The organism is Rhodococcus sp. NPDC057529 (assembly GCF_042802055.1).
Classification (GTDB): Bacteria; Actinomycetota; Actinomycetes; order Mycobacteriales; family Mycobacteriaceae; genus Rhodococcus_F.
Genome location: NZ_JBHVEY010000001.1, coordinates 505,187 through 530,787 on the forward strand (window position 1 = coordinate 505,187; position 25,601 = coordinate 530,787).

Here is a 25,601-nt window from a genome sequence, read left to right on the forward strand (position 1 = left end):
GTGTTGAGCGAGAGGGTGGGGGGGGGGGGGGGGGGGGGGGGTGCAGGGGGGGGCAGGGTTGGCGGGGCTGTGGGTGGGGTTCTCCCCCACCGGCAGGCCGGTGCTGACGGCGTCGGATCCCCGGCCCGAGACGCTTCCGCTGTCCGGGCCGCAACGCCGGTTCTGGAAGCAGTTCCGGGCGGCCGGCGCCGACGCGCGCGCCAGTCACGCACTGTCGCTGCAGTTTCGCGACACCGTCGACCCCGAGATCCTGGCGCAGGCTCTCGACGACGTCACGTCGCGGCACGAACCGCTGCGCACCGTGTACGTGGAGGTCGGGGACCACGTGTTCGCCCAGGAGGCGGTGCGGCCCGCCCTCGAACTCGTCGACGTCGGGGACGGGGACGTGCACCGCACGGTCTTCGAATTGGCGCAGGCGACCCTCGACCTCACCGAGCACGCACCGCTGCGGGTGCATCTGGTGACCGGCGCCGACGGCACCCAGGCTCTGCTCCTCGCGATGCACTACATCGCCGTCGACGAGTGGTCCGTGGTGCCGCTGCTCGGGGATCTGATGGGCGCATACGCCGCCCGCTCACACGGCGCGGAACCCGAATGGGAACCGCTGCCCGTCGGATACGCCGACTACGTGGTGTGGTCGCGGGCACTCGCCGGCGATGCCGCGGACCCGGACAGCCGCCGGTCCCGGCAGCTCGCGTACTGGCGCGAGACGCTGGACGGGATGCCGTCCCGGCTCGACCTTCCTGCCCCGACCGTCCGCGGACCGCGGACTGCGGAGATCGTGCCGGTCGAGATCGACGCGGAACTGCACAGTGCGGTCGCGAAGTTCGCGAGCGACACGGGCACCAGCCTGTTCATGGTGTTGCAGGCGGCGCTCGCCACCGTGCTGACACGGCACGGCGCAGGCACGGACATCCCGCTGGGATCGCTCGTCGCGGGACGCACGGAGGAGACGCTGGACGCGCTGGTCGGCTGCTTCTTCAATATCGTTCTGCTGCGAACGGATACGAGTGGCGATCCCGATCCCGTGGAGTTGCTGCAGCGTATCCGCGCCGCGAATCTCGACGCGCTGGACAACCAGGACGTGGCGTTCGCCGACGTCGCGGAGGCGCTCGGCGACACGCCGGTGCTTCGTCCGCAGGTCATGATCGTTCATCACGAACAGGCCAGGCTCGGTCACCTCGATGCGCTGGGCGGCTTCATGCCGGTGCCGGTGGGTGTGCCGGATTCGGATCTGACGCTGAGCTTCTACGAGCCGATCGGCGGCGGACCCGTCCACGCATATTTCTCGTTCTCCTCGGATGTGCTCGATGCCGGGGAGGTCCGTGGCTGGGCGTCGGAGTTGTCGACGCTGGTTACCGCATGGGCGGAAGGAGCCCGATGATCAGGAGTGATCTAGATCGCACATTCGGGGCGGACTTCGCCGCCGCGGGAGCCGGAAGTACTTGGTACTGTGCTCGAAATAAGGATAGGCTTCACTATCTTGCCGGAAGACAGACGGCGGCTGGGTCGGGTGCGGCGCGGCGTCGAGGACGGACAACGAGCTATGAGTGAATCGCCGGAAACGGCCGGTACAGATCTCCCGGTGCGAGATGTCGTGGGTGTCGGATTCGGTCCCGCCAACCTCGCACTGGCCATTGCCATCGAGGAACACAATGCGGAGTGCCCCCCGCGCGAGCGGATCAGCGCGCAGTTCTTCGAGAAGCAGGATCGATTCGGGTGGCATCCCGGGATGCTGCTCGACGGCGCGACCATGCAGATCGCGTTCCCCAAGGACCTGGTGACGTTCCGGAATCCGCGCAGCGCATTCACGTTCTTCAATTACCTCTTCGATCAGGGTCGCCTCGTCGACTTTGTCAATCACCAGACCTTCTTCCCGACTCGGCACGAGTTCCACGACTACCTGCAGTGGGCGGCACGCCGAGTGGACGCCGACGTGCGGTACGGCACAGCGGTGGAGACGGTACGCGGAATCCGCGGCGACGACGGGGTGATCGACCGCTTCGAGGTCCGGGCCGCCGACGGCAGCGCGGTGATCGCACGCAACGTCGTGGTGGGCGCCGGCCTGCGGGAACGAATCCCCGAGTGGGCCAACCCCTCTACGCGGTGCTTCCACAACCATCAATTCCTGTTCCGGCTCGGCGAGATGCCTGCCCCGGTCCACCAGCGGTTCGTCGTCCTCGGGGCGGGCCAGAGCGCCGCCGAGATCGTGCAGTACCTGCACGGAAACTACCCCGAAGCCGAAGTCCACAGCGTCTTCTCGCGTTACGGCTACAGCCCGGCCGACGACAGTCCGTACGCCAACCGCATCTTCGATCCGGAGGCCGTGGACGACCTGCACGGCGCCCCGGAGGCGGAGCGTCTGCGATTGCTGGATGTCCATAGGAGTACTAACTATTCGGTGGTCGACATCGAGCTCATCAACGAGTTGTACGCGACCGAGTACCAGGAACGCGTGCGCGGACGCCGCCGGCTGTTCATGCGCCGCGCGTCGGAGATCGTTGCCGTCGACGAGACTTCGGACGGAATCGAGGTGTCGGTGCGCAGCGGTGTGGACGGCCTCACCGACACTCTTGCCTGCGACGCACTGATTCTGGCCACCGGTTTCACGCCCGCCCCGCTCGAGCCGCTGCTCGGCGATCTGGCGCCGAAAACCCACCCGCCGCGGGAAGTCGGCCGAGATTACCGATTGGCGGTTTCACCGGACGTCACAGCGGGAATCTATCTGCAGGGCGGCACGGAGAAAACGCACGGAATCACGTCGTCGCTCCTGTCGAACGTTGCCGTGCGGGCGGGAGAGATCGTTACATCTGTCGTAACAAGGCGTAGCCGCAACGGCGCGCTTGCTAGTGTGAACGCACAGGACACGTATGCGACAAGCGAGGCGAGATGAGCACCAATCCATTCGATGACGAAGAAGGCCGCTTCTACGTGCTGGTGAACGACGAGGACCAGCACTCACTGTGGCCCACGTTCTCTGAGGTGCCGGCAGGCTGGCGCGTGGTTTTCGGCGAGGAAAGCCGGGCAGCCTGCCTCGAGTACGTGGAGAAGAACTGGACCGACATGCGGCCGAAGAGCCTGCGTGAGGCCATGGAGGCCGACGAGAAGTCGGGCGGACGGCACAGCGTCGACAAGAGCTGACCTCCACGGCGCCCGCGGTTCGGTGCCGATCCGGGCCGGGACGACCGTCCGGTGAGATTCCGGCGGTCGCGCCCGGCCGACGGCCGGGAGGCCGTCACCTGAAACTGCCTCAGGCCGCTTTCTGTGTGTGTGTTTCGACCGGCTTCCGCCGCCTCGTCTTGAAGACGGGGCGGCGGATGTCGTCTGTGCGGCGCAGGATGCGCGGCCTCCGCAGGGTCCGGGCGATCCATTCGCCGAGTGTGACGCCGGCCGCGAGCGCGCAACCGATACCGAACGCCGCCAGCAGCGAGCCCAGTCCGATCACGACCTCGTTGTTGAGCAGGGCGTACAGACCCCGGTACAGCGACAGACCCGGCAGCAGCGGCGTGATACCCGCCACCACGACGACCAACGGCGGCGTGAGTGCGCGGCGGGCCATCAGACCACCGGCGAAGCCGACCACGGTGGCGGCGAGTGCCGAACCGATGATCGGGCCGATCCCGAACTGGTGCGCCACCATGTACACGAGCGCGCCGGCCGCGCCACCGAACCAGGCGGCCGTGAGGGCTCGCTGCTCGGCGTAACAGGCCAGCGCATAGAACATCGAGGCGAAAGCGCCCGACATCACCAGCACAGGGAGTTGTACGAGTTCGGTGATCTCGACGTTGACCGGGGGCAGCGTCGAGCCCAGCACGCCGGTCAGACGCAGCGAGATGGCCACACCGGCGATGATGCCGCCGGTCATCATGACCACTTCGAAGAATCGCGCCGCCGCCGTGATCGGTGCTCCCGTGATGGCGTCCTGCACGGAACCGACCAGTGACAGCCCGGACAACAGCACCACCACACCGGCCGAAATGATCTGCGACGGTCTGATCTCGACACCCAGCTGATCCTGGAACGTGTAGAGCGTCGCCGCCGGGGTCGCGGCCACCAGACCGCCCGCCACCTGCTGGAAGAAGAACGGCAGACCGATGCGGTTGAGAACGCGGTTGACCCGGTAGATCACCATCGTCGTCAGGAAGGCGACGGATGCCACGAGCACCCCACCACCCATCAACACGGACACCGACGCGGCCATGGACGCCCAGGCGAGCGTCGCGATCCAGCGGTTGTACGGGTGCGGCGCCGTGGTGACCGCGGTCAGGGCCTCGTGCGCCTCGCCGGGGGTGACCGCTTCCCGGCGGATGCGCCGGGTGAGACGGTCGACCGCCGCGAGCCGGGTGAAGTCCATCGAGCGGTAGTGCACGATCCGCATCGTGCTCGCCGGCGGGAGGGTGGGCCCGCGGTACGCCGACAGCACGATGGAGTTGTATGTGACATCCACATCGCACTGGGCGAGGCCGTACGTGGCGGCGATGAACTGCACCTGCTCGGCGGTGTCCATCGCACCGGTGCCCGAGGCGAGGAGCACTTCACCGACTCGAACGGCGAGGTCGAGTACTTCGGCGACGACCGCATCGTCGGTGAGGTCGATCGGCTGCAGCGGTGTGGGTGCAGCGGTGACCGCATCGACCGTTGCGCGACGGTCGCCTGTGAGACGTTGGAGGGATTCTGTGAGCTTGGACATACTACGTGTCGGAGACAAGGTCTTTCTCGGTCAGATCGGTAGCGGAGAGTGCAGACTCGAGTGTCTCGTGGCGGAACGTGGAGATGACCTGATCGTGGACGACACGGAATGCAGAGGCAAGGATACGCGTCTCTTCCGGGTCCGTGGCCCACGTCGCCTGCTGTTCGACCACCAGCACTCCGTCGTAGTAATACATTCGCTGCGGATTCAGCGTGATGCCCGCGGTGGACGCCCATTCCCGCAGCGCCGCCAGGCCCTGGGTCGCGCCTTTCGGCCCACCCATCTCGATGTCGTCGCTCGACAGCGACAGCAGAGTGTCGATGTCGCCGGAGTTGAGGGCGTCGTGCCAAGCGAGGACGGTGGCGATCTCCGAGGTACTCATGGCTCCAACGCTATCCAATGTGGGCGGAAGTAGCCGACGTTCCTGCAATGGATATGATGGGCGCGCGTGTCCGCCTCCTTAGCTCAGTGGTAGAGCACTCGCCTTGTAAGCGAGCGGTCGTCAGTTCAATCCTGACAGGGGGCTCCACCGCGGAATCGTCTCCGCACACAGAGGGCCACCTTCCCCGGAAGGTGGCCCTCTGTCGTTTCCCGCACGCTCACCCCCGGGTGGGCAGTTCGTCACCCTGGGGTCCCTGTTTCCGAACCCGCCGGTCCTTGACGATGGCTTCATGCAAATCAACTACCCGGTCCTGAAGGACGCGGGTTTGCTGCTCACGTTCTCACTGGCTGTGAGAGGGGTGGCTGCTTTAGGCACGGTTGATTGGGCGGCCCGGTAGTTGTTGTGTCCGAGTGCGGCGATGTTGGCGGCGGCGTTATAGTCGGCGTGGCCGGTCCATCCGCAGCCGCGGCACCGGAACAGTGCTTGACTGTGCCTGTTCGCGGTGTCGCAGTGCCCGCACTGGTGGCAAGTCTTACTGGTATTGCGCGGGTTGATCACCTGCACCGGCACTCCTGCGGCTTGCGCCTTGTAGGTGATCTGGTCGCGCAGTTGCGCGTATGCCCAGGAGTGCAGTTGTTGCCGTTGTCTGCGTGCGAGCCGTACCCGGTCCCGGATTCCCGATAGGTCTTCTACCGCGATCCCTTGACCGGTGCGTTGTGCTTGGGCAACGATCGTTTTCGAGAGTTGGTGGTTGATGTCGGTGGCGTACCGAGTCTCCTTCCTCCGCCGTTTCTTCAGTTTCCGTTTCGCGGACTTGGTCCCCACCTTCTGCAGCGCGGACCGGATGGTTGCGTACTTTTTCCGGCGGGCCGTGACCGCACCACCGGACCACCGGACGTCCAGTTCAGCCGGGTCGTCTGCGGTGGTCACCGCCAGGTTCACGATCCCCAAGTCCACACCCAGCCACCCGGTGGCGTCGTCGGCGGGAACCAGCTGCTGCGGGGCGTCGGTGTCGACGGTTGCATGCAGGTAGAAACATCCGTCCCGGAAAATCAGATCCGACTCGCCTTTGCGGTCGGCGAGCATTGTCAGCTGCCACGGCGCGCACACGAATCCGACGTTGCGCATCCGGCCCGCGCTCGTCCAGATCGACACCGTCGATCGATCGACCTGCCACGACAAGCACCGATCGTCGAACGGTTGGCCCGCGTCCTGACGGAACACGATCGCCTTACCCGCAACCTTCGCATACCGTGTAGATCCCGGCGTGCCGTAATTCCCGTTGAGCAGGTTCGCCGTCCGGGTCGCGTACGCATCCGCGACTTTCTTGATGACCCGGATCGCCGGCTGCGCCGACAACCCGCACGCTTTGAGCTGGGCATAGACCTGCTTCTGCAGCGCGAACGGACGCCGATCAGCGGCGGTGTGCGCGAGCTGCGAAACCATGTTCGCCCCCGCATTGCACAACTCCAGTGTCGATGTCAGCGCCACATACTGCTCGGGGGTCGGAGCCAGCTTCACGACAACGATCCGCTTCACACCCTGCGCCTTTCCCTGCGGATGCCCTTTGGTCTATGTCACCGAGATGATGGCAGAGGTGTGTGACAAGTTCGGCGCAACGTTGACCGAGTTCACCGGAGAAACCGACCACGTCCTCTCGATCCACTACCCACCCACCGCGCAACTGTCCACCCTGGTCAACAGCCTCGAGGGCGTCTCGGCTCGTTACCTGCGCCAAGAGTTCCCCGACCACATCCGGAAATACCTGTGGGGAACTCACTTCTGGTCACCGTCCTACTTCGCCGCCTCCGCAGGCGGAGCCCCACTCGCCATCATCGCCGAGTACATCACCAACCAAAACGACCCGAACCCACGAAAGACCGCGACCCCGCTACGCACGATCGCGCAGTACAGAATCCGCTTCCTCCCGGCCCTGAAGGGCCAGGCTTCCTCTGATTAATCCGGTGACTTCGTGCAGGTCGGCGGTATTGGACGCGGTCGAAGCGCTGCCCGCCCTCGAACGGGAGACGCTCGCACTCGTGTTCTACCGGGGAATGTCCTGCGACGAGGTGGCGGCGACGATGAAGACCACCGTCGACGTCGTCCGGGACCGGCTCCACGAGGGCTCGCGCGCCCTGCTCGCCGGTGTCGGCGGTGGACTGTGAACCATCACGTGCCGATCGGCTGACCGAGCAGGCTCTGGCGTCGGCTCACATCAGTTCCCGCATCCGCTCGTGGAGGATGATGCGCCCCGCGGCCTCGATCAGCGCGAGGTGTGAGAACGCCTGCGGAAAATTCCCGAGATGGCGGCCGGTGCTCGTGTCGAACTCTTCGGCGTAGAGGCCGAGGGGAGAGCACACGCTGACCAGCCGCTCCATCAAATCGGTTGCCTCCTGCACCTGATCGACCACGGTCAGGGCCGACACCAGCCAGAACGAGCAGATGAGGAAACTGCCTTCCTTGCCCGACAGTCCGTCGTCGGTTTCGCCGGTGCGGTAGCGCAGGACGAATCCGTCCTCGGTGAGATCGCTGGCGATGGCGTCGACGGTGGCGCGCAGCCGGACGTCCCCGCGGGGAAGGAATCCGAAGACCGCGGCGAGCAGCGTCGACGCGTCCAGCGCCTCGGTGTCGTAGTGCTGCCGCAGCACCCCCTTCTTCACGCCGTGCGCGAGGATGTCGGCGCGGATCTCCTCGGCTGTGGCCCGCCAGGTGTCCTCGGCCGAACGATCGCCGCGGATGCCCGCGATCTTCGACGCCCGGTCGAGTGCCACCCAGCACATCAGCTTCGACGACACATAGTGCTGCGGTGCGCCGCGAGCCTCCCAGATCCCCTGATCGGGGTTACGCCACACCGCCGAGGCGCACGCCGCCTGCTGCTGCACGAGCGGCCACAGCCGGCGGGGAAGGCGCTTACTGCGCACCGTGTGCAGCAGGATCGAGTCGAGGACGGCGCCGAACACGTCGTTCTGCCGCTGGTCGAACGCGCCGTTGCCGATCCGCACCGGGCGCGCGCCCGCATAGCCGGACAGGTCGTCGCGGGTCGACTCGGTGAGGTCGCGGGTGCCGTCGATTCCGTACATGATCTGCAGTGCGCCATCACCGTTCGACTCGAGGTCGGCGATGAATTGCATGAACTCGTCGGCCTCCCAGTCCAGGTTCAGGTAGTGCAGGGCCTGCAGCGTGAACGTGGAATCCCGCATCCACGTGTACCGGTAGTCCCAATTGCGTTCGCCGCCCGGGGTTTCCGGCAGGGATGTCGTGAGGGCTGCGACGGTGGCGCCGGTCGGCATGTACGTGAGGCCTTTGATGGTCAGGGCGGATCGCTGGATCGCCTCACGCCACCGATGGTCGGGGAAGCGGGCGTGACTGAACCAGCGCCGCCAGAACGCCGCGGTTGCATCGAGTTGTGAGGCGGCCTCTTCCGCCGTCCCCGGCGCGGCGAGTTCCGCCGCCCAGGTCAGCGCGCAGTACAGGGTTTCGCCCTTCTCGAGTATGTGGCGCGCGCGAACCCGTCCGCCCTCGATGCCGAGTGCCATGTCCGTCTGCAGGCGCAACGTGAGCCCCGCACCGCTCGCGTCGGCGGTGTGCCGATCGCCGTCCACGAGAACCCACTCCGCCGGTGCGCGTCCGTAGTCGAACACGGGCTCGCACACCAACTCCACCTCCACGCTGCCGTCGAGGCAGGTGACCGTGCGGACCAGCATGTGATCGGCGTCCTCGTCCGCCGGCGGCCTCGTGTGCGGGGTGACGGTGTCCTCACCGCGGGTCGGGCCCATCGTCAGCGCGCTGCGCACGTTCACCCACCCGGTCGGGGTGTTCCACACCGCCGAGATGATGTTGGTGCCCGGCTCGTACTGGCGGGACGCCGGAACGTTGAGGCCGAACGGGCCGAGCCGGAACATCCCGGCCTCGCGGTCGAGGAGGGAACCGAACACGCTGGGGGAGTCGAACCGGGGCACGCACAGCCAGTCGACGGAACCGTCCGGCGCGATCAGCGCCCCGGTGTGGCAGTTCGAGAGGAAGGCGTAGTCGGCGATCGGGGGGAACGGCGACGGCGCGGCCGCGCTCCGGGGCGGGGCATCGTCGTCCGAGGCAGTATTCACGTTCGCGTCCCTCTCCCGGAGTGTCGGCTCCCTCCATGCTGCGGGTCGCGGCGCCGACGGTCATCACCCGGTTCGGGTGACCGGTCAGTCCCCGAGGACGGCCAGGTCGAGTCGGCGGACGCGATCCGGCTCCGCGATGACGTCGATCTCGGTGATCTTCCCGTCCACGATGGTGAACGCCAGCACCAGGTACAAGTGCCCGCGGGGAGCCATCACGAGCCCGGCCGACCCGTTCACCAGGGCCACCTGGGTGACCCGGGCCCGTTCCGCGGACGCGAGCGCGCCCTTGGCTACGACGCGGGCGCCCCGGATCACGAGAGGTCCCGGGGTTGGCCCGACAGCCGGATCGGCCCGGAGCACCACATCCGGATCGAGCAGAGCGACCAGCGCGTCGAAGTCGCCGCCGCGGGTGGCGGCCAGATAGGCGTCGACGACAGCTCGCCTGCGGTCCAGGTCGGCGGGGTCCGGCGCCGGCGACGCGCCCTTCACCCGCCGGCGGGCGCGGCTGGCGAGTTGCCGAACCGCCTGGGAGGAGCGGCCCACGATGGGGGCGACGTCGTCGAACGGCACGTCGAACATGTCGTGCAGCACGAACGCGAGCCGCTCGGCCGGGGTCAGCGTGTCCAGCACGACCAGCAGCGCCAGCCCGACCGAGTCGGCCAGCATCGCTTCGTGTTCGGGGTCGCCGCCGTCGTCGTGGCCGACGGCCGGGTCGTGTGCCTGCACGTCGAGAGGTTCCTCGCGCCGCTGCTCGCGGGAGCGCAGCACGTTCAGGCACACCCGCGACACCACCGTGATCAGCCACGCCTCGAGGTTCTCCACCTCGCCGGTGTCCGCGCGGATCGTGCGCAGCCACGCTTCCTGGACGGCGTCGTCGGCCTCGCTCGCCGACCCCAGCATCCGGTACGCGACGGCCCGCAGTCGCGGCCGGTGTTCCTCGAAACGCTCGGTCAGCCGATCGCGGTCGCCCACCGTGTCACATTCCTTCCTCGCGGCGTGTCTCACAGGTAGACCCACCGAAAATTCTCACCGAAGAATCTGGAGAGATCATGACATCACCCATTCTCGTCACCGGCGGTACCGGCACGCTCGGACGCCAGGTCGTTCCACTGCTCCGGGCGGCGGGGCGCGACGTTCGCGTCCTCACCCGGCACGGCCGCGGCCCCGGCGACGGCGTCGCGTACCTGACCGGTGACCTGTTCGAGGGCAAGGGAATAGTGCCCGCACTGGACGGCGTCGAGACCGTCCTGCACCTGGCGGGTGGCCCCAAGGGCGACGAGGTGGCGACCCGGCACCTGGTGGAGGCCGCCTCGCGCGCCGGGGTGCAGCATCTCGTCTACATCTCGGTGATCGGGGCCGACCGGGTTCCGCTCGGCTGGTTCACAGCCAAGCTGGCGGCGGAGCGAGCGGTGGCCGACTCGGGCCTGCCGTGGACGACGTTGCGCGCAGCCCAGTTTCACGAACTGGTGCTGAGCATGCTGCAGAAGATGGCGAAACTGCCGGTGATCCCGGTCCCGGGCGGACTGCGCTTCCAGCCGGTCGACTCGGGCGAGGTGGCGGCGCGCCTGGTGGAACTGACGCTCGGCGCCCCGGTCGGCCTGGTTCCCGACCTACCCGGGCCGACCGTGTACGGGATGGGCGAACTGGCGCGCAGCTACCTGCAGGCGACCGGCAGGCACCGGCTGACGATGCCGGTGCGGATGCCGGGAAAGGCGGGCCGCGCGTACCGGGACGGCGTCAACCTGTCGCTCGAGGCGACGACGGGCAAACGGACGTGGGAGGACTTTCTGGCCGCCTACCCGGGCATCTGACCGCCGGCATCGCCGAGTTTCCCGCGCAGGTCCGCCAGGGTCTTGGTCAGCAGCCGGGACACCTGCATCTGCGAGACGCCCACCCGAGCGGCGATCTGCGACTGGGTCATGTTGCCGAAGAAGCGCAGGACGACGACGGTGCGTTCGAGGTCGGGGAGGGATCCCAGCAGCGGCTCGAGGACCACGTGGTCCTCGACGTGTGCGAGGGACGGGTCGACATCGCCGATCGTCTCCGACAGCGGGCGCTCGTCCTCGCCGAGCGGGAAATCGACAGACAGGGTGCTGTAGGCGTCGGCGACCCGCAGACCCCGTAGCACCTCCTCCTTGTCGATCCCGAGGGCCTCGGCCAGTTCGCTCGCCGTCGGGGCGCGTCCGAGTGTGGTGGTCAGGTCGGTGGTCGCCGTGGTGAGGGAGAGGTGCAGTTCCTGCATGCTGCGGGGGACGCGCATCGCCCATCCCGTGTCGCGAAAGTGCCTGCGGACCTCGCCGGTGATGGTCGGGACGGCGTAGGACACGAAGTTCGCGCCGCAGCTCGAGTCGAAACGGTCGACGGCCTTGACCAGACCGAGACGGGCGACCTGGATCAGGTCGTCGAGGGGTTCTCCGCGGCCGAGGAAGCGCCGGGCGATGTGTTCGGCGAGCGGCAGGCACCGCTCGATCAGTCGCTGTCGCAGTAGTTCGCGGCGGGGGTCGGAGGCGGCGAGCCTGCTGATGGCCGCGCATTGCGCGGGCACGTCACGGTATTGGTCACGCTCGCGGCGGACGGTCTCCGGCCGTGCCCGCAGGTGCTCGCCCCGCGCGGCGTCGGCCGCGGGCGTGGTGCGATGCGCCGGCTTCGAGCGCGTGGGGATGCGATGGATGTCGTGCGATGGTTCGACGAGCGGGGTGGACACTGTCATGGCTCTGCCCTTCTCTGTCCTGCCGGCATCGGCGATGGCGTCGCTATTCGACGAGTGCGGGGGACGTGTCGGCGGCCTCGTCGGCGAACATCGCCTCGATCCGGGCCTTGATTTCCTCGGTGCTCATCGTTGCTCCGCCTCGGGTGGCAGTGCTGGTGGCGGAAGCGTGAGATGCGGAGCTGGCGGGCATGGGCGCGGTGTCCTGTCGTGTGCGAAAAGCCGGTTTCGGGGGAGGGCGGCAGCGTCGGGGCCTCCGATCACGTCGGCAGCGACGAGAGGAGGGTGAGCGCGCTGAGAGCGAGTGTGGCGATCAGGCCGCCGGCGATAGCTCCGCCGCTGCCTGCGCCGAGGACGAGGACCTCCCCGTCGTGGGGAGCGCTCTGCGGATTGTGCGTGGTCATCGATTCTCCTTCGTGCCCGAACTGGTGGTGAGAACTAATCTGCTTCGAAGAATATAGATTTGTTCTACAGCGGTCGGACGGGAAGTTCAAGCCGAATTGGCAAGATTGCTGGTCCCTGGCACGCGGCGGTGTGGGTATTCCAGAGCGAACCTGCGCGCCCCGCGGCACATTGTGTCGTCCAGAGCTTGCTAAGATTGGTGCGCCCTGAGAAGAAGGGAGACCCGGTGACGTCCTCTCATGTACCGCTGCGTTCGCAGCGGGGTGTGTACGGGATCTCGGTAACGTCGGAGCTGACGGGTATCGGACCGCAGACGCTGCGCCTGTACGAGCGGCGCGGGCTGATCACACCGACTCGCACGGGCGGTGGCACGCGCCGGTACAGCGAGGACGACGTCGCGCGCCTCCAGAAGATCACCGAACTCGTGGCCGCCGGAGTCAATCTCATCGGAATCGGCCAGATCCTCCGGCTCGAGGCCGAGAACGCGGTGCTCGCGGCCCGGAACGCCGAACTCGAGCAACTCGTCCGATCCGAGGTCCCGGACCGCGCCTGAGCGGCGCCTGATCAGCTCGCGGACTGGTCGTTGGTGGGGTTGAACTCGTCGAACGACGCGTCGGCCGACTGCCATTTACCTTCGGCCCGGATGTCGGCGAAGGCGCGGTCGAATGCGTCGACCAGCCACGCGTGCCCGGCGGTGGCCAGCAGTTCGTCGGACGAGCCGTCGGCGGCGCCCTGGTACAGGCTGACCCGCCACTCGGACGCATCCTCGACGGCGTCGGTCAGTCCGTCGGCGGCATTGGACGCGAGAAGGTAGCGGTTGAACTCGAAGTCGACCCGGATCGCGTAGCCCGCACCGGTGTTGACCACATTGGCCGGTCGCTGCGTGGCCGCGGCGAGCGCCGTGAGGGCGTCACGGTAGCGATCTGCGTGTTCCTGAGTACGGGGCACCGTCTTCTCGTCTCTCGCACAGAGGCCGTGGCGCTCATGGCCACGACACCTCGGCGAATCCGTCCGGGGTCGGCGGCGGTTCGCGTTCGGTTCGGGTCCGAGATTACGTCACCCGATGCTCGTTCTGGCTGCTGCAGCCCAGGTATGAGGGGTTCGAAACGCAAAATCTATATCTCCAGTTGCAGATTCATTTAATTCGCGTGTTAACATCAGGTGTTCCTTAAGCAGAAGGGAGCCTGTTGTGACCATCGACGTCCTACCCCGTTCACGTCGCGGGGTCTACGGAATTGCGGTGACGTCGGAGCTGACGGGTATCGGCCCGCAGACTCTTCGCCTGTACGAGCGCCGCGGGTTGCTCACCCCGGCCCGGACCAGCGGCGGCACCCGCAGATACAGCGACGACGACCTGATCAGGTTGGCACGCATCGCTCAGCTCATGGACGACGGTGTGAACGTCGCCGGGATTCGGCGCATCCTCGCGCTCGAATCCGAGAACGCCGAACTGGCGTCACGGCTGGACGGGCCGGGCGGCACGCCCGGATAGCGATCCGCCGGCGCCGAGGAGGTGAACTCTGTACCCGACAGAGCTCCGGCTCTGGTCCGCATTCGACTCCAGACGGGACAAAAGAACCATGACCCTCACGGCCCACAATGCATTCCGCACCCACACTGCCCGGCACGCGAAGGACAGGCAGGTCGAACCCGACCGCCGCTTCTCGCTCGGAACCGCGCTCGTCGCTGCCCTCGTCGCCGCTGCGCCGGCGATGACCGTCACCGGTTCGGTCGTCCTCGCCGCCGCTACCGCCGGATCCGTTCTCGTCGGCGTCCTGCTCGCCGCCTTCCTGATCTCCAGCCTGATCTGACCGCGCCGGATCTGCTCAGCGGAGTTCGGCGAAGAATTCCCGGATGTCCGCGGTCAGAGTCTCGGGCTCTTCGAGTGCGGCGAAGTGGCCGCCGCGATCCTCGACGTCGGTCCACCGCGTGATCGCATGCTCCCGCTCCGCGTAGCGGCGGATGCCGACGTCGTGGGCGAAGACTATGACGGCGGTCGGGACGCCGGACACGGAATTGTCGGTGGCCCAAGAAGATTCCTGCATGTAGCCGACGTACGCGGCCGAGGAGGCGGTGTCGGTGAGCCAGTACAGCATGACGTTGGTGAGCAGGCGGTCGATGCCGATGACGTCGTGGGGAAGCGTCTCCCGCGGATACGTCCACTCGCGGAACTTGTCGACGATCCAGGCGAGCTGACCGACCGGTGAATCGGCGAGCGCGGCGCCGAGCGTCGCCGGTCGCGTGGACTGGATGGAGATGTAGCCGAACTCGTCGGTCATGAACCGCGACACCCGGTCCAGGCGGTCCTGCTCCAGCGGTGTCAGGCTCGCCCGCTCAGCCTCGTCCAACTCGTGGAACGGAACGCCGACGTTGCCGTTGAGGTGCACCCCGACCACCGCGTTCCGGGCGATGCGGGCGACCTCGGGCGAGACGCCGGCGCCGATGTCGCCGCCCTGGACCCCGTAACGGTCGTATCCGAGCCGGCCCATCAGCTCCGCCCACGCCCCGGCGATGCGGGTCATGTTCCAGCCCGATTCGCGGACCGGTCCGGAGAATCCGAATCCGGGCAGCGACGGCACGACCACGTGGAACGCGTCCTCGTGGTTGCCGCCGTGCGCCGCGGGGTCGGTGAGCGGCCCGATCACGTCGAGGAATTCGACGAACGAACCCGGCCAGCCGTGGGTGAGGACGAGGGGCAGGGCGTCCGGTTCGGGCGAGCGGACGTGCAGGAAGTGGATGTTCTGCCCGTCGATCTCGGTCACGAACTGCGGGATGGTGTTGAGTGATTTCTCCTGCGCCCGCCAGTCGAACTCGTCTCGCCAGTACGCGACGAGTTCGACCAGGTACGACGTGGGCACTCCCGTCGTCCAGTCGTCACCCGGGAGCGGGGTGCCGAACCGGGTCCGCGCGAGTCGATCGGCGAGATCGTCGAGTTGCGACTGCGCGATGTCGATGCGAAACGGTCGGATGGACTTCGTCGTGTCGGTCATGCAGACCACGCTACGAAGGATTGAGGACAGTTCCGGTCCTCGATCGAGAACGGGTCAGCAGGCCCCGGTCTTGGCGGCGTCGTAGGCCTGGATCATCTGGTCCTTGCGGTCCTGCGGAGCGTCCTTCCACTCCGCCGTCTCGGCCGACTGCGTGAAGAGATCGTCGAGGGCCTTCGTGCGGTCGAACGTCTCGCCGCTCTGCTGCGCGCGGGCTTCGGCGCCGTTCGCGTACTGGAGGAGGCCCTTGCACAGGTCCGCGACCGCAGGCAGGTCCGCGGAGGACGCCTCGGTGGCCTCGGTCGTTGCGCTCGCCGGGGACTCGGCCTCGGTGGTGGTCGATTCGGAACTGCACGCCCCGAGCAGCAGGGCGGCCGGGATCAACAGCGCAACGATGGTTCGTGTCATGCGAAATACATACCAGAGGCAGGTGTCGGTCAGTGTCGGCCGGTCGCTCCGAGGCCGTCCCGTGCGCGCAGTGGCAGCAGCCCCGCGAGCTGTCCGGCCACCTCGCCCGGCCGGTCGCCCAGTTCACTGACGACGACGTGATCCGCGCCGGCCGCGAGATGGCTGTGGACCCGCGCGACGATCGCGTCCGCATCGCCCCAGGCCACCAGGTCGTCGACCAGCCGGTTGCTCAGCCCCGAGATGTCGTCGGCAGTGAACCCCATCCGCGCGAAATTGGCGGCGTACCCGCCCACCCCGGAGAGGAACCGGAGAGGAACGCGGGCGGTGTCGCGGGAACGGGCCGCGTCGGTGTCCAGCACCGTCATCGCCGAGACGATGAGCGTGGCGTCCGGGCCGAGGATGCGCCGGGCCTCGGCGGTGTATTCGGGTGTGACGAGGAGCAGGACGGCCCCCGCCGCCCGCTCCCGCGCGAGTTCCAGCTTGCGCGGGCCCAGCGCGGCCAGGATCCGCCGCTCCGTCGGCACCGGCGGGTCGGCACGGTCGAGCCTGTCGAGGTACGCGTTCAGCGCGCGGAGCGGCCGGGGGATCTGCGGGCCGCCCAGTCCGACGACGAACCGGCCAGGCGCCGTGACCTGCAGATCGGCATGGAGGCGCGCGACCGCGTCCGCGTCGTACACGTCGACGGGGATGATGCCGGTCGCGACCGGGATCGACTCGGTCGCCCGGACGACGGCCGAGATCCGGTCCAGACTGTCGATCTGGCCGCCCGCCAACCAGATCGCCGAATAGCCGAGGGATTCCAGCCGGGCCGCCTCGCCGAGATGTGTCTCGTCCGGTGCGATGTTCAGGGAGATGCCGATGGGTCCGAGGCCTTCGATGCGGGTCATGACCCGACCGTAAAACCTCGAGTTCGCTTCAGGTCAAGGCGTCAGGCCGGGCCGAGGGTGTAGTCGACGCCCGGGCGGTCGCCCTTGCCCTTGTTGAGCCAGCGCCCCGGCAACTTGCCCGCCAGTTCGCCGAGCGGCCCGACGGCGGCGCTGAGAACGCCCACCGTTTCCTGCAGCAGGTCGACGCTCGCGCTCATCCGCTCCAGGTTGGGCGCCAGTGCCGTCAACGTCTCGGACAGCGCCACGATCTGATCGAGCGGGCCGCCCTCGGCGATGAGGCGTTCGAACGCGCCGCCCTCCGACAGCAGTGTGTCGAGGATGCCGTTCTCGGCGAGCGCCCGGTCCACGAGTCCGCCCGGCGCCGTGAGCCGCTCGACCGCACCGTCCTGCGCGGTCAGCCGTTCGAGGGGGCCCTGCTCGGCGGTGAGACGGTCGAGCAGACCGTCCTTGGCGAGCAGCCGTTCCAGGGTGCCGTCCTCGGCCAGGACTCGGTCGAGCGGGCCGTCCTTGGCGAGGACGCGCTCGAGCGGGCCGCCCGGCTCGAGCAGTCGTTCGAGGGTGCCGCCCTCGGACGTGAGACGGTCGACGGGACCGCCCGGGGCGAGGAGCCGGTCGAGTGGACCGCCCGGTTGCAGTGCCTGCCCGAGCGGCCGGTCGTTGGCCGCCAGCGAGGACAGTTGGCTGATCACCTGCAACGGGCTGCCCTGGGTGCTCATGCCCGTGACCACGCCGGTCCCGGCGACCGCGGTCCGGACCGTCACGAGGGTGGCCTCGGCGATACCGAGACCGACATCGGCCGCCGCAATACCGGCGCGCACCGGGAGGGTCATCAACGACACCAGGTTCATGGGAATTACTGTAACCCGCAACACACAATCATCGAGCGTCCCGATCCGGTCAGTGCAGAGCCTTCAGCCCGACGACGCATCCCACGATGCCCAGGATCAGCAGAATCTTCACCGGCGTGGCACTCTCGGCGCCCGTCAGCATCGCGAACCCGACCGTCAGTGCCGCGCCGATGCCGACCCACACCGCGTACGACGTTCCGGTGGGGAGACTGCGCATCGCGTAGGCCAGACCCGCCATGCTGAAGACCAGGGCGACGCCGAAGACGATGCTGGGGCCGAGCTTGCCGAACCCTTCCGACCGGCCGAGTGCGGTCGCCCAGACGGCCTCCAGAACCCCCGACAGCACGAGCACGATCCACGCCATGACACACCTCCGGGCACCGTCTTGTCGCTGGCCGGGTACGGTGCGCTCGTCCGGATGTCGTGTCGACGTCTTCCACGGTACCCAACGAGGCGCTCCGCGCCCGTGAGTGGTGAGCGACTCCACAGACTCGCTTCGCGCGCACGGCACGGGAATACACCGAATATCTCGCAGATCGAAACCTGCTGACTTATTGTCGAGCGCGACAGTGAATTCTGTGCGTATACCACGGAAGATAACGAGGAACATCATGATGCTCGGACTGCTCGCCGCAATCAACAGCGCTTTCACCCTCGGACTCGCCAACACGATCGGCACGTTCGGTGGAGTGGTGCTCAACATGAACGTCGTCGCCTGAACTTCCTGCCTGTCAAGACAACTCCGCCACTGCAACCCCGCCGTCGGCTCGATGGCGGGGTTGTCGCGTGTGCGGCGACCGTGAGCGCCGGGGCGCGGGAGCGCAACTGTCCCATCCTCGCTCATGCGCCCGGAATTTCACCCTTTTTCGCTCGAGAAGAATGGGTGATTTTATTCAGGGAAATTGCGTGCGCGTGTCGCCACGAATTCGTCGAACGTGACTTAGTGTCATCCGCAACGCGCACGGACAGCGCGCACACACCCCGTCACCGGGGCGACGATGGAGGTCATGATGCTGGGACTGCTCGGGGCGCTCAACAGTGGTGTCACACTCGGATTGGCCAACACGATCCTGACGTTCGGCGGGGTAGTGTTCAACCTCAATATCGTCGTCAACTGACGATCGGAATCCGTCCGGACGGGGCCGGCCGCACCGGCTCACAGGAACCTCCCAGGAAACGTGCAGCGACGATCCAGCGTCACGAGTGATGATGGGTTGCGTGAACGATAAGCCTGTCGAAGCCCGCGTCCTCGTCGTCGACGACGAACCGAACATCCTCGAGTTGCTCTCCGTGAGTCTCCGATTCCAGGGATTCGAGGTGGCGACGGCGTCGACCGGGGCCGAGGGACTCGACACGGCGCGCACCTTCCGCCCGGACGCCGTCATTCTCGACGTCATGATGCCGGGAATGGACGGGTTCGGCCTGCTCAAGCGGTTGCGGGCCGACGGTGTGGACGCGCCGGTGCTGTTCCTCACCGCGAAGGACGCGGTGGAGGACAAGATCAGTGGCCTCACCCTCGGCGCGGACGACTACGTCACCAAGCCGTTCAGTCTCGAAGAAGTGGTGACCCGGTTGCGCGTCATCCTCCGGCGGGCGGGCAAGGTGTCGGTGGAGGAGCAGTCGGCCCGCATCAAATTCGCCGACATCGAACTCGACGACGACACGCGTGAGGTGTGGAAGGCGGGCGACCTGGTGTCGCTGTCGCCGACGGAGTTCACACTGCTGCGGTACTTCATGGTCAACGCCGGCACGGTGCTGAGCAAGCCGCGGATCCTCGACCACGTCTGGAACTACGACTTCGGCGGTGAGGTCGGGGTGGTCGAGTCGTACGTGTCCTACCTCCGCCGCAAGGTCGACACCGGCGAGACACCGCTGATCCACACCCTCCGCGGCGTCGGCTACGTGATGCGCGAACCGCGGCGATGATCGCGCCCGCGGCTCCGCAGGAGTCGGCCGAGACCGTCGCCGCTGTCCCGAACGGGCTTGCGCGACGGTGGATCCGCGCGATGCCACTACGCATCACCCTCGTCGGCGCCGTGCTCCTGCTCGCTGCGCTCGGGCTTCTCGCGTCCGGTGTCGCGGTGACGTCGGCACTCGAGAATTCGCTGACCAACCGCGTCGACCACCAACTCCACGAGGCCGCTCAGGGGTGGGCAAAGCCCGGCAAGTCGCGCCCGCTGCCGCCGCCCGACGAACCGAATCCCGGACGTCCGCCGAGCCCGTTCTACGTCCGCACGACATTGGCCAACGGCACCGTGCTGCGGGAGATCAACGACGAATCCGTCTCGCCCGCACTGCCCGAGGACCCGGCGTCCGTGCCCGTGACGGTCGGCTCGACCGACGGTTCCGACGTGCGGTGGCGGGTGCTGACCACCACCGCGCCGGACGGCACCGAGACGACCGTCGCGATGACACTCACCGAGAACGACGAAACCGTGAACCGGCTGGCCGTGCTGCAACTCATCATCGGTGTGGTGGTGCTGATCGTGCTGGGAGTGGTCGCGTACTTCGTGGTCCGGCGCAGTCTGCGCCCCCTCGTCGAGGTGGAGGAGACCGCCGCGGCGATCGCGTCGGGAGACCTGCACCGGCGCGTCCCGGAACGGGACGACCGTACCGAGATCGGGCGACTGTCCGTGGCGCTCAACGGAATGCTCGCGCAGATCCAGCACGCGTTCGCCGCCACCGAGGCGTCGGAGGAGTCGGCGCGACGGTCCGAGGAGAAGATGCGACGCTTCGTCGCCGACGCGAGTCACGAACTGCGCACCCCGCTCACCACCATCCGAGGCTTCGCCGAACTGTATCGACAGGGCGCGATGACCGACACCGAAACCCTGATGAGCCGCATCGAAGGGGAAGCATCGCGGATGGGTCTCCTGGTGGAGGACCTGCTGATGCTCGCCCGGCTCGATGCCCAGCGCCCCCTCGAGGCCCGGCCCGTCGACCTGCTGTCGGTGGCGTCCGACGCCGTGCACGGGGCGCGTGCCGTCGCCCCCGAACGGTCCATCGCCCTCGACGTCCGCCCCGGACCCGGGACACCGGAGGTGATCGGTGACGAGGCCCGGCTGCGGCAGGTCCTCGGCAACCTGCTCGCCAACGCCGTCAAACACACCCCCGCCACCGCGGACGTGACGGTGCGGCTCGGCACCACCGAGCACAGCGTCGTGCTCGAGGTGACCGACACCGGACCCGGACTGACCGAGGAAGACGCGGCCCGGGTATTCGAGAGGTTCTACCGCACCGACGCGTCCCGCACCCGGGAGAGCGGGGGCAGCGGGCTCGGCCTGTCGATCGTCGCGGCCCTGGTCGCCGCCCACCGCGGGTCGGTGACCGTCGACAGCCGGCCCGGCGAAGGTGCCACGTTCCGGGTGGAACTTCCGCGGTCGAGCTGACCGTCAGTCGGGGACGTTGTCCCCGTGGCCGAGTTCGCGCAGCGCCGCCTTGATCTTCGCCTGCGCCTCCTCGAGCGATTCCTGCGACGGGTTCTGCTCGGCGTTGCTGATGTTGAAATCGCCGAGGTCGTAGGCGGGGAAGACGTGCAGGTGCAGGTGGGGCACCTCGAGGCCGGCGATCAGCAGTCCCGCGCGCGGTGCGTCGAACGCCGGGCGGACGGCCTGCCCGATCGTGCGGGCCACGTCCATGACCTTGTTCCAGATCGCTCCGTCGACGTCCTGCCACTGGTCCACCTCCTCGCGGGGCACGACGAGGGTGTGGCCCTGGGTGACGGGCGCGATGGTGAGGAACGCGACGACGTCCTCGTCCTCCCACACGAACCGTCCGGGCAGATCTCCGTTGATGATGGCGCTGAATACAGATCCCATGGCCGCCATTATGCGGCTTCGCCCCCGTGAGTACTTATTAACCTCGGGCGGTTAACAAGTACTCACGGGTGCGAAGCGCACAGGAAACTCCCAGCCTCCGCCCAGAGTCATCGGAGCGTCCGGGCCGACCCTTGGACGCATGACGACGAATTCCCTCTCCCGCGCACCGGGCGCCATGGGACGACTCGAGACTTCCGGAACCTCCGAGACCGCGCCCGTGCTCGACGTTGTCGTGCCGGTCTACAACGAGGAAGCCGGACTCGAACGTTGCGTGCGCCGACTGCGGCGGCACCTCGACGAGACCGTTCCCTACACCGCCCGCATCACCATCGCCGACAACGCCAGCGTCGACGCCACCCTCGCCGTGGCCCACCGCCTGGCCGCCGAGATCGACGGCGTCCACGTCGTGCACCTCGACGAGAAGGGACGCGGCCGCGCTCTGCGTGCGGTGTGGAGTGCCTCCGACGCCGAGGTGGTGGCGTACATGGACGTCGACCTGTCGACGGACCTCAACGCCCTGATGCCGCTGATCGCCCCGCTGCTGTCGGGGCATTCGGACCTCGCCATCGGGTCCCGGCTCGCCCGCTCCTCGCGGGTGGTCCGGGGCCCGAAGCGCGAGTTCATCTCCCGCAGCTACAACCTCATCCTCCGCAGCGCGCTGCACGCGCGGTTCTCCGACGCGCAGTGCGGGTTCAAGGCGATGCGGGCGGACGTCGCGCAGCGCCTGCTGCCGCTGGTCGAGGACACCGGATGGTTCTTCGACACGGAGCTGCTGGTGCTCGCGGAACGCGCGGGCCTGCGCATCCACGAGGTCCCCGTCGACTGGGTGGACGACCCGGACAGTCGCGTCGACATCGTCGCGACCGCCGTCGCCGACCTCAAGGGCGTGTGGCGGGTGGGCCGCGCGCTGTCCAGCGGATCGCTCCCGATCGGTAGCCTGCGGGACAGTTTCGGGCGCGAGCCGCTGGTGCCCGGGGTTCCCCGCGGCATGGTCGGGCAGCTGGCCCGGTTCGCCGTGATCGGTGTCGCGTCCACCGTCGCGTACGCGCTGCTGTATCTGATCCTGCATCCGGTCCTGGGCGCGCAGTGGGCCAACGCCGTCTCACTGCTCGTCACGGCCGTGCTCAACACGGCCGCGAACCGCGCGTTCACGTTCGGTGTCCGCGGATCCGACGGCGCGGCCCGGCATCAGCTGCAGGGACTACTCGTTTTCGCCTTCGGGCTGATACTCACCAGCGGTTCGCTGTACATCCTGCACTCGGCGGCCCCGGACGTGTCCAAGCACGTCGAACTCGCCGTTCTCGTTCTCGCCAATCTCGTTGCCACCATCAGCCGTTTCATAGCCCTTCGCTGGGTGTTCCGGAACGCTCGCACCGAAGGAGCTCACGCATGACGACGACCCTCGAACAACCGAAGGTCGACACGGCCGAACCACCCCCCGCCCGGCGGAGGTGGGAGCCCTGGGCACTCGCCGCTCTCCTGGTCGGGACCGCGGTCGCGTACATCTGGGGACTCGGCGCCTCCGGCTGGGCCAACTCGTTCTATGCCGCCGCGGTGCAAGCGGGTTCGGAGTCGTGGAAGGCGTTCTTCTTCGGTTCCTCCGACGCCGCCAACTCCATCACCGTCGACAAGCCCCCGATGTCGCTGTGGGTGATGTCGCTGTCGGTCCGGATCTTCGGCCTCAACACCTGGGCCATGCTGGTACCGCAGGCGCTGCTCGGCGTCGGTTCCGTCGCCCTGCTGTACGCGACGGTGAAGCGGTGGTTCGGCGCCCCTGCGGGTCTGCTCGCCGGCCTGGTGCTCGCGCTGACGCCGATCGCGGTGCTGATGTTCCGATTCAACAACCCCGATGCACTGCTGGTGCTGCTGATGATCGCGTCCGTGTGGGCGATGCTGCGCGCCGTGGAAGACGGACGCACCCGGTGGATGGTGCTGACCGGCGTGTTCGTCGGGCTGGGGTTCCTGACCAAGCAGCTCCAGGTGATGCTCGTCGTCCCGCCGCTCGCCCTGACCTACCTCTTCGCGGGACCGCCGAAGTTCGGCAAGCGCCTCGCCCAGTGCTTCGCGGCGCTCGGCGCGGTGATCGTCTCCGCGGGCTGGTGGTTGCTGACCGTCGAGCTGTGGCCGGCGGCGTCGCGGCCCTGGATCGGCGGTTCGCAGAACAACTCGATCCTCGAACTCACGCTGGGCTACAACGGTCTCGGCCGGTTGAACGGTGAGGAGACGGGCAGCGTCACGCCCGGTGGCGGTGCGCGGGGCGAAGGCGGAGCGGCAATGGGCGACGCCATGGCGGACGGGGGCTTCCCCGGAGGCGGCCCCGGCGGTGGCGGCGGAATGTGGGGGAGCACCGGCATCACGCGCATGTTCGAGTCGGCGCAGGGCGGCCAGATCGCCTGGCTGATCCCGGGCGCGCTGATCCTGCTCGTCGCCGGTCTTGCAGTGCGCGGCAGGGCGCCACGCACCGACACGCACCGTGCGTCGTTCGTCGTATGGGGCCTGTGGCTGCTCGTCACCGGACTGACGTTCAGCTTCATGGCAGGCATCTTCCACGCGTACTACACCGTCGCGCTTGCTCCGGCCGTCGCCGCGCTGGTGGCGATCGGTTCGGTGACGCTGTGGCGTCGACGGGACATGCTGTGGGTGCGTGCGGTCCTCGCCGTCACACTCTTGGCCACCGCCGCGATGTCCTGGGGTCTGCTCGGGCGCAGTGCGTCGTTCGTGCCGTGGCTGAAGTGGGCCGTGGTCGTCGCCGGTGTTCTCGCCGCCGCGGCCGTGCTGATCCCGGCGCTGACCAGGGGCCGGATCGCGGCCGTCGTCACGCTGGCCGCGATGTTCACCGGGCTCGCCGGACCGACGGCGTACGCCGTCGACACGATCGCGACGCCGCACACCGGTTCGATCGTCTCGGCCGGACCCACCGTCGAGGGCGGGCGAGGCGGCTTCGGCGGAATGGGTGGCCCCGGTGGCATGGACGGTGCCGGACGCATGGGCGGGCGCACCGACGGCGCAGCCGCGCCCACGATGCCGGGCGGTGCAGCTCCCGGCATCGCTCCCGGTGCCACCTTCGGCGCAAGCGCCACCGACAGCATGGGTGGTATGGGTGCCATGGGCGGCGGCGCCGCCGGGGGACTGCTGTCCGGTAGTAACCCGAGCGCGGAACTCGTGGCGTTGCTGGAACAGGATGCCGGCAACTACACCTGGGTGGCGGCGGCGATCGGTTCCAACAGTGCGTCGGGCTACCAGCTGGCCACCGAGGACCCGGTCATGCCGATCGGCGGGTTCAACGGCAGCGATCCGTCGCCCACGCTCGAGCAGTTCCAGCAGTACGTGGCCGACGGGAAGATCCACTACTTCATCGCCGGCGGCCGAGGCGGCGGAATGGGTGGCGACGGCACCGCGTCGGAGATCTCCGCGTGGGTGCAGGCGAACTTCACCGCCGTCACCGTCGACGGCGTGACCCTGTACGACCTCACGTCCTGACCGAAACCCCCTGTGAGTACTTGTTAACCGCCCGCGGTTAACAAGTACTCACAGGGGTGTCAGAACGAGATCTCGGGCGTGCGGCAGATGAGCAACCTCCGCACGAGTCCGGACTCGTCGAGCTGCGCCGAGGTGTTGAACGACGCCTCGAATTCGCCGTTCCGGGTGGTGCGTCCCAGCGCCAGTTCGACGTCATCCACCCGCGAGCCCGCGAGGATCTCGTGCACCAGCACGCTCTTCTCGCGTTGCTGCAGGTACCCGACGAGACCTGCGCGATCGCCGACGAATTCGGCTGCCTTCCCGCCGCCGGTGGAGAATTGGACCGACATCCGGAAGTCGTCGGTGATCATCGTCAGGACGCGGTCGGGATCGTCCGAATCCATGATCGCGAACCATGCGACCAGCACGGGCGTCGGTGACGTCCTCGCATTCGCGTCAGTCGCGCTTGTCATGAGCCAACTCCCTTGTGAGAATGCTGAATTCCGTGTCGAAGGACACTTCGTACGCGTCGATGGTGCCGTCGGCGCCTATGTGCATGGCGGCGAGGAACCAGCCGGTCGTCTTCGTCTCGTTCTCGACGACGGAGCCGTAGGCGAACTGGACGTCGCCGGCGCTGCTCGTCCTCAGCAGCACGTGCCGTCGATCGACCGGGGGTCGTCCCCGGAGGTAGCTCAGCATGTCGGCGCGGCTGTGGCCGCGACGGACGGTACCGGGAAGAACTATGGCGAACTCGATCGATTCGTCGAGCAGGGCAACCGCGTCGTCGATCCGGCCGCTGTCGAGGATCGCGTAGTACTGCTCGATCACGAGTGCATCGGTCATGAAATGAACTTAGTTCAACACGGGTGGGTCTGTCGAGAGTCCTTGCCGTCTCGACTTCTGCGAAACT

29 protein-coding genes, 1 tRNA gene, 1 pseudogene and 1 riboswitch are annotated in these 25,601 nt (G+C 67.8%); of the genes and pseudogenes, 14 read left to right on the plus strand and 17 right to left on the minus strand.

The window, feature by feature from the left end; genetic code table 11:
• Window positions 1-58 precede the first annotated feature (58 nt).
• From ACFU5V_RS02325 to ACFU5V_RS02335, 3 genes and pseudogenes are all read left to right on the plus strand, one after another.
• Window positions 59-1,384, plus strand: a pseudogene (locus ACFU5V_RS02325) (condensation domain-containing protein); the annotation flags it as partial.
• 162 nt (window positions 1,385-1,546) lie between these two features.
• The gene (locus ACFU5V_RS02330; protein ID WP_378696517.1) at window positions 1,547-2,893 is read left to right on the plus strand and encodes a lysine N(6)-hydroxylase/L-ornithine N(5)-oxygenase family protein; all 1,347 of its coding nucleotides are present in this window, start codon (window positions 1,547-1,549) and stop codon (window positions 2,891-2,893) included.
• Complete coding sequence (locus ACFU5V_RS02335; RefSeq protein ID WP_005244517.1) at window positions 2,890-3,141, plus strand: MbtH family protein; 252 nt, start codon at window positions 2,890-2,892, stop codon at window positions 3,139-3,141. The genes ACFU5V_RS02330 and ACFU5V_RS02335 overlap by 4 nt, the downstream gene beginning before the upstream one ends.
• A 109-nt stretch (window positions 3,142-3,250) precedes the next feature.
• Here ACFU5V_RS02335 and ACFU5V_RS02340 read toward each other — a convergent pair whose 3' ends face one another.
• Together ACFU5V_RS02340 and ACFU5V_RS02345 are read right to left on the minus strand one after the other, a co-directional pair.
• Window positions 3,251-4,690 (minus strand): threonine/serine exporter ThrE family protein, encoded by a 1,440-nt coding sequence (locus ACFU5V_RS02340; RefSeq protein ID WP_072947937.1) that lies wholly within the window; start codon window positions 4,688-4,690, stop codon window positions 3,251-3,253.
• 1 nt (window position 4,691) lies between these two features.
• Window positions 4,692-5,072, minus strand: a complete 381-nt coding sequence (locus ACFU5V_RS02345) for a nuclear transport factor 2 family protein (RefSeq protein ID WP_072947940.1) — start codon at window positions 5,070-5,072, stop codon at window positions 4,692-4,694.
• A 72-nt stretch (window positions 5,073-5,144) separates the two neighbouring features.
• On the opposite strand from ACFU5V_RS02345, the gene ACFU5V_RS02350 reads away from it, so the two are divergent.
• A tRNA-Thr gene (locus ACFU5V_RS02350) sits at window positions 5,145-5,219 on the plus strand.
• Window positions 5,220-5,372: 153 nt separating this feature from the next.
• On the opposite strand, the gene ACFU5V_RS02355 is transcribed toward ACFU5V_RS02350, so the two are convergent.
• Window positions 5,373-6,611, minus strand: a complete 1,239-nt coding sequence (locus ACFU5V_RS02355) for an RNA-guided endonuclease InsQ/TnpB family protein (RefSeq protein WP_378696519.1) — start codon at window positions 6,609-6,611, stop codon at window positions 5,373-5,375.
• 49 nt (window positions 6,612-6,660) lie between these two features.
• Between ACFU5V_RS02355 and tnpA the strand changes: the two genes are divergently transcribed.
• A complete protein-coding gene (tnpA, locus tag ACFU5V_RS02360) occupies window positions 6,661-7,032 on the plus strand; it encodes an IS200/IS605 family transposase (RefSeq protein WP_378696749.1) in 372 nt (123 codons plus the stop codon).
• Window positions 7,033-7,036: 4 nt separating this feature from the next.
• Window positions 7,037-7,237, plus strand: coding sequence for an RNA polymerase sigma factor (locus ACFU5V_RS02365; protein ID WP_378436050.1), 201 nt, complete (start codon window positions 7,037-7,039; stop codon window positions 7,235-7,237).
• Between the two features lie 45 nt (window positions 7,238-7,282).
• On the opposite strand, the gene ACFU5V_RS02370 is transcribed toward ACFU5V_RS02365, so the two are convergent.
• Both ACFU5V_RS02370 and ACFU5V_RS02375 read right to left on the minus strand, forming a co-directional pair.
• On the minus strand, window positions 7,283-9,175 hold the full coding sequence (locus ACFU5V_RS02370) for a glycoside hydrolase family 15 protein (protein WP_378696521.1): 1,893 nt from the start codon (window positions 9,173-9,175) through the stop codon (window positions 7,283-7,285).
• An 84-nt stretch (window positions 9,176-9,259) separates the two neighbouring features.
• Complete coding sequence (locus ACFU5V_RS02375) at window positions 9,260-10,147, minus strand: sigma-70 family RNA polymerase sigma factor (protein WP_378436054.1); 888 nt, start codon at window positions 10,145-10,147, stop codon at window positions 9,260-9,262.
• 77 nt (window positions 10,148-10,224) lie between these two features.
• Between ACFU5V_RS02375 and ACFU5V_RS02380 the strand changes: the two genes are divergently transcribed.
• Window positions 10,225-10,986, plus strand: coding sequence for an SDR family oxidoreductase (locus ACFU5V_RS02380; protein WP_378696523.1), 762 nt, complete (start codon window positions 10,225-10,227; stop codon window positions 10,984-10,986).
• Here the strand turns inward: ACFU5V_RS02380 and ACFU5V_RS02385 are convergent.
• The 3 genes from ACFU5V_RS02385 to ACFU5V_RS02395 all read right to left on the minus strand — a co-directional run bounded on the left by ACFU5V_RS02385 (window position 10,971) and on the right by ACFU5V_RS02395 (window position 12,286).
• On the minus strand, window positions 10,971-11,885 hold the full coding sequence (locus ACFU5V_RS02385; RefSeq protein WP_378696525.1) for a SigB/SigF/SigG family RNA polymerase sigma factor: 915 nt from the start codon (window positions 11,883-11,885) through the stop codon (window positions 10,971-10,973). The genes ACFU5V_RS02380 and ACFU5V_RS02385 overlap by 16 nt on opposite strands.
• A gap of 43 nt (window positions 11,886-11,928) precedes the next feature.
• Window positions 11,929-12,075, minus strand: a complete 147-nt coding sequence (locus ACFU5V_RS02390) for a hypothetical protein (RefSeq protein WP_378436060.1) — start codon at window positions 12,073-12,075, stop codon at window positions 11,929-11,931.
• A gap of 67 nt (window positions 12,076-12,142) precedes the next feature.
• Window positions 12,143-12,286: a hypothetical protein gene (locus tag ACFU5V_RS02395; protein WP_378436062.1), complete on the minus strand. Its 144-nt coding sequence runs from the start codon at window positions 12,284-12,286 to the stop codon at window positions 12,143-12,145.
• Between the two features lie 224 nt (window positions 12,287-12,510).
• On the opposite strand from ACFU5V_RS02395, the gene ACFU5V_RS02400 reads away from it, so the two are divergent.
• Window positions 12,511-12,837: a helix-turn-helix transcriptional regulator gene (locus ACFU5V_RS02400; RefSeq protein WP_124395687.1), complete on the plus strand. Its 327-nt coding sequence runs from the start codon at window positions 12,511-12,513 to the stop codon at window positions 12,835-12,837.
• 11 nt (window positions 12,838-12,848) lie between these two features.
• Here the strand turns inward: ACFU5V_RS02400 and ACFU5V_RS02405 are convergent, their stop codons facing one another.
• Window positions 12,849-13,232 (minus strand): hypothetical protein, encoded by a 384-nt coding sequence (locus tag ACFU5V_RS02405; RefSeq protein WP_378696527.1) that lies wholly within the window; start codon window positions 13,230-13,232, stop codon window positions 12,849-12,851.
• Between the two features lie 241 nt (window positions 13,233-13,473).
• Here ACFU5V_RS02405 and ACFU5V_RS02410 point away from each other — a divergent pair, with 241 nt between their 5' ends.
• Both ACFU5V_RS02410 and ACFU5V_RS02415 read left to right on the plus strand, forming a co-directional pair.
• Window positions 13,474-13,776, plus strand: coding sequence for a MerR family transcriptional regulator (locus ACFU5V_RS02410; RefSeq protein WP_378436068.1), 303 nt, complete (start codon window positions 13,474-13,476; stop codon window positions 13,774-13,776).
• 88 nt (window positions 13,777-13,864) lie between these two features.
• On the plus strand, window positions 13,865-14,095 hold the full coding sequence (locus ACFU5V_RS02415; RefSeq protein ID WP_378696529.1) for a hypothetical protein: 231 nt from the start codon (window positions 13,865-13,867) through the stop codon (window positions 14,093-14,095).
• Window positions 14,096-14,110: 15 nt separating this feature from the next.
• Here ACFU5V_RS02415 and ACFU5V_RS02420 read toward each other — a convergent pair whose 3' ends face one another.
• From ACFU5V_RS02420 to ACFU5V_RS02440, 5 genes are read right to left on the minus strand one after another with little or no spacing between them, the layout of a single operon-like run.
• Window positions 14,111-15,274, minus strand: coding sequence for an epoxide hydrolase family protein (locus ACFU5V_RS02420; RefSeq protein ID WP_378696531.1), 1,164 nt, complete (start codon window positions 15,272-15,274; stop codon window positions 14,111-14,113).
• Between the two features lie 54 nt (window positions 15,275-15,328).
• A complete protein-coding gene (locus tag ACFU5V_RS02425; protein ID WP_124395682.1) occupies window positions 15,329-15,679 on the minus strand; it encodes a hypothetical protein in 351 nt (116 codons plus the stop codon).
• 29 nt (window positions 15,680-15,708) lie between these two features.
• Complete coding sequence (locus tag ACFU5V_RS02430) at window positions 15,709-16,566, minus strand: TIGR03620 family F420-dependent LLM class oxidoreductase (protein WP_378696533.1); 858 nt, start codon at window positions 16,564-16,566, stop codon at window positions 15,709-15,711.
• Between the two features lie 41 nt (window positions 16,567-16,607).
• The gene (locus ACFU5V_RS02435; RefSeq protein ID WP_378436073.1) at window positions 16,608-17,414 is read right to left on the minus strand and encodes an ABC transporter; all 807 of its coding nucleotides are present in this window, start codon (window positions 17,412-17,414) and stop codon (window positions 16,608-16,610) included.
• Window positions 17,415-17,463: 49 nt separating this feature from the next.
• Window positions 17,464-17,778: a DMT family transporter gene (locus ACFU5V_RS02440; RefSeq protein WP_378436075.1), complete on the minus strand. Its 315-nt coding sequence runs from the start codon at window positions 17,776-17,778 to the stop codon at window positions 17,464-17,466.
• Window positions 17,779-17,788: 10 nt separating this feature from the next.
• Window positions 17,789-17,850, minus strand: a riboswitch (guanidine-III (ykkC-III) riboswitch).
• A 773-nt stretch (window positions 17,851-18,623) separates the two neighbouring features.
• Here ACFU5V_RS02440 and ACFU5V_RS02445 point away from each other — a divergent pair.
• Complete coding sequence (locus ACFU5V_RS02445) at window positions 18,624-19,340, plus strand: response regulator transcription factor (RefSeq protein ID WP_167372175.1); 717 nt, start codon at window positions 18,624-18,626, stop codon at window positions 19,338-19,340.
• An 80-nt stretch (window positions 19,341-19,420) separates the two neighbouring features.
• Entirely contained in the window at window positions 19,421-20,803 is a 1,383-nt protein-coding gene (locus ACFU5V_RS02450; RefSeq protein WP_378436084.1) for a sensor histidine kinase, read from the plus strand.
• A gap of 3 nt (window positions 20,804-20,806) precedes the next feature.
• Here the strand turns inward: ACFU5V_RS02450 and ACFU5V_RS02455 are convergent, their stop codons facing one another.
• Window positions 20,807-21,232, minus strand: coding sequence for an HIT family protein (locus ACFU5V_RS02455; protein ID WP_378436078.1), 426 nt, complete (start codon window positions 21,230-21,232; stop codon window positions 20,807-20,809).
• A gap of 139 nt (window positions 21,233-21,371) precedes the next feature.
• On the opposite strand from ACFU5V_RS02455, the gene ACFU5V_RS02460 reads away from it, so the two are divergent.
• A complete protein-coding gene (locus ACFU5V_RS02460; RefSeq protein WP_378436080.1) occupies window positions 21,372-22,625 on the plus strand; it encodes a glycosyltransferase in 1,254 nt (417 codons plus the stop codon).
• Entirely contained in the window at window positions 22,622-24,712 is a 2,091-nt protein-coding gene (locus ACFU5V_RS02465) for an ArnT family glycosyltransferase (RefSeq protein WP_378696535.1), read from the plus strand. The genes ACFU5V_RS02460 and ACFU5V_RS02465 overlap by 4 nt, the downstream gene beginning before the upstream one ends.
• Window positions 24,713-24,771: 59 nt before the next feature.
• Here ACFU5V_RS02465 and ACFU5V_RS02470 read toward each other — a convergent pair whose 3' ends face one another.
• The gene (locus ACFU5V_RS02470; protein WP_378696537.1) at window positions 24,772-25,164 is read right to left on the minus strand and encodes a hypothetical protein; all 393 of its coding nucleotides are present in this window, start codon (window positions 25,162-25,164) and stop codon (window positions 24,772-24,774) included.
• Window positions 25,148-25,534 (minus strand): hypothetical protein, encoded by a 387-nt coding sequence (locus ACFU5V_RS02475; protein WP_378696539.1) that lies wholly within the window; start codon window positions 25,532-25,534, stop codon window positions 25,148-25,150. Before ACFU5V_RS02475 ends, ACFU5V_RS02470 begins: the two co-directional genes overlap by 17 nt.
• Window positions 25,535-25,601 lie beyond the last annotated feature (67 nt).

What these genes read in the sequence shown, in the direction of transcription:
- ACFU5V_RS02330 (WP_378696517.1), top strand. Translation starts at nt 1,547, where the DNA reads ATGAGTGAATCGCCGGAAACGGCCGGTACAGATCTCCCGGTGCGAGAT.
- ACFU5V_RS02335 (WP_005244517.1), top strand. Translation starts at nt 2,890, where the DNA reads ATGAGCACCAATCCATTCGATGACGAAGAAGGCCGCTTCTACGTGCTG.
- ACFU5V_RS02340 (WP_072947937.1), bottom strand. Translation starts at nt 4,690, where the DNA reads ATGTCCAAGCTCACAGAATCCCTCCAACGTCTCACAGGCGACCGTCGC.
- ACFU5V_RS02345 (WP_072947940.1), bottom strand. Translation starts at nt 5,072, where the DNA reads ATGAGTACCTCGGAGATCGCCACCGTCCTCGCTTGGCACGACGCCCTC.
- tnpA (WP_378696749.1), top strand. Translation starts at nt 6,661, where the DNA reads ATGGCAGAGGTGTGTGACAAGTTCGGCGCAACGTTGACCGAGTTCACC.
- ACFU5V_RS02380 (WP_378696523.1), top strand. Translation starts at nt 10,225, where the DNA reads ATGACATCACCCATTCTCGTCACCGGCGGTACCGGCACGCTCGGACGC.
- ACFU5V_RS02385 (WP_378696525.1), bottom strand. Translation starts at nt 11,885, where the DNA reads ATGACAGTGTCCACCCCGCTCGTCGAACCATCGCACGACATCCATCGC.
- ACFU5V_RS02390 (WP_378436060.1), bottom strand. Translation starts at nt 12,075, where the DNA reads ATGCCCGCCAGCTCCGCATCTCACGCTTCCGCCACCAGCACTGCCACC.
- ACFU5V_RS02395 (WP_378436062.1), bottom strand. Translation starts at nt 12,286, where the DNA reads ATGACCACGCACAATCCGCAGAGCGCTCCCCACGACGGGGAGGTCCTC.
- ACFU5V_RS02415 (WP_378696529.1), top strand. Translation starts at nt 13,865, where the DNA reads ATGACCCTCACGGCCCACAATGCATTCCGCACCCACACTGCCCGGCAC.
- ACFU5V_RS02420 (WP_378696531.1), bottom strand. Translation starts at nt 15,274, where the DNA reads ATGACCGACACGACGAAGTCCATCCGACCGTTTCGCATCGACATCGCG.
- ACFU5V_RS02425 (WP_124395682.1), bottom strand. Translation starts at nt 15,679, where the DNA reads ATGACACGAACCATCGTTGCGCTGTTGATCCCGGCCGCCCTGCTGCTC.
- ACFU5V_RS02430 (WP_378696533.1), bottom strand. Translation starts at nt 16,566, where the DNA reads ATGACCCGCATCGAAGGCCTCGGACCCATCGGCATCTCCCTGAACATC.
- ACFU5V_RS02435 (WP_378436073.1), bottom strand. Translation starts at nt 17,414, where the DNA reads ATGAACCTGGTGTCGTTGATGACCCTCCCGGTGCGCGCCGGTATTGCG.
- ACFU5V_RS02440 (WP_378436075.1), bottom strand. Translation starts at nt 17,778, where the DNA reads ATGGCGTGGATCGTGCTCGTGCTGTCGGGGGTTCTGGAGGCCGTCTGG.
- ACFU5V_RS02445 (WP_167372175.1), top strand. Translation starts at nt 18,624, where the DNA reads ATGGGTTGCGTGAACGATAAGCCTGTCGAAGCCCGCGTCCTCGTCGTC.
- ACFU5V_RS02450 (WP_378436084.1), top strand. Translation starts at nt 19,421, where the DNA reads ATGCCACTACGCATCACCCTCGTCGGCGCCGTGCTCCTGCTCGCTGCG.
- ACFU5V_RS02455 (WP_378436078.1), bottom strand. Translation starts at nt 21,232, where the DNA reads ATGGGATCTGTATTCAGCGCCATCATCAACGGAGATCTGCCCGGACGG.
- ACFU5V_RS02460 (WP_378436080.1), top strand. Translation starts at nt 21,372, where the DNA reads ATGACGACGAATTCCCTCTCCCGCGCACCGGGCGCCATGGGACGACTC.
- ACFU5V_RS02465 (WP_378696535.1), top strand. Translation starts at nt 22,622, where the DNA reads ATGACGACGACCCTCGAACAACCGAAGGTCGACACGGCCGAACCACCC.
- ACFU5V_RS02470 (WP_378696537.1), bottom strand. Translation starts at nt 25,164, where the DNA reads ATGACAAGCGCGACTGACGCGAATGCGAGGACGTCACCGACGCCCGTG.
- ACFU5V_RS02475 (WP_378696539.1), bottom strand. Translation starts at nt 25,534, where the DNA reads ATGACCGATGCACTCGTGATCGAGCAGTACTACGCGATCCTCGACAGC.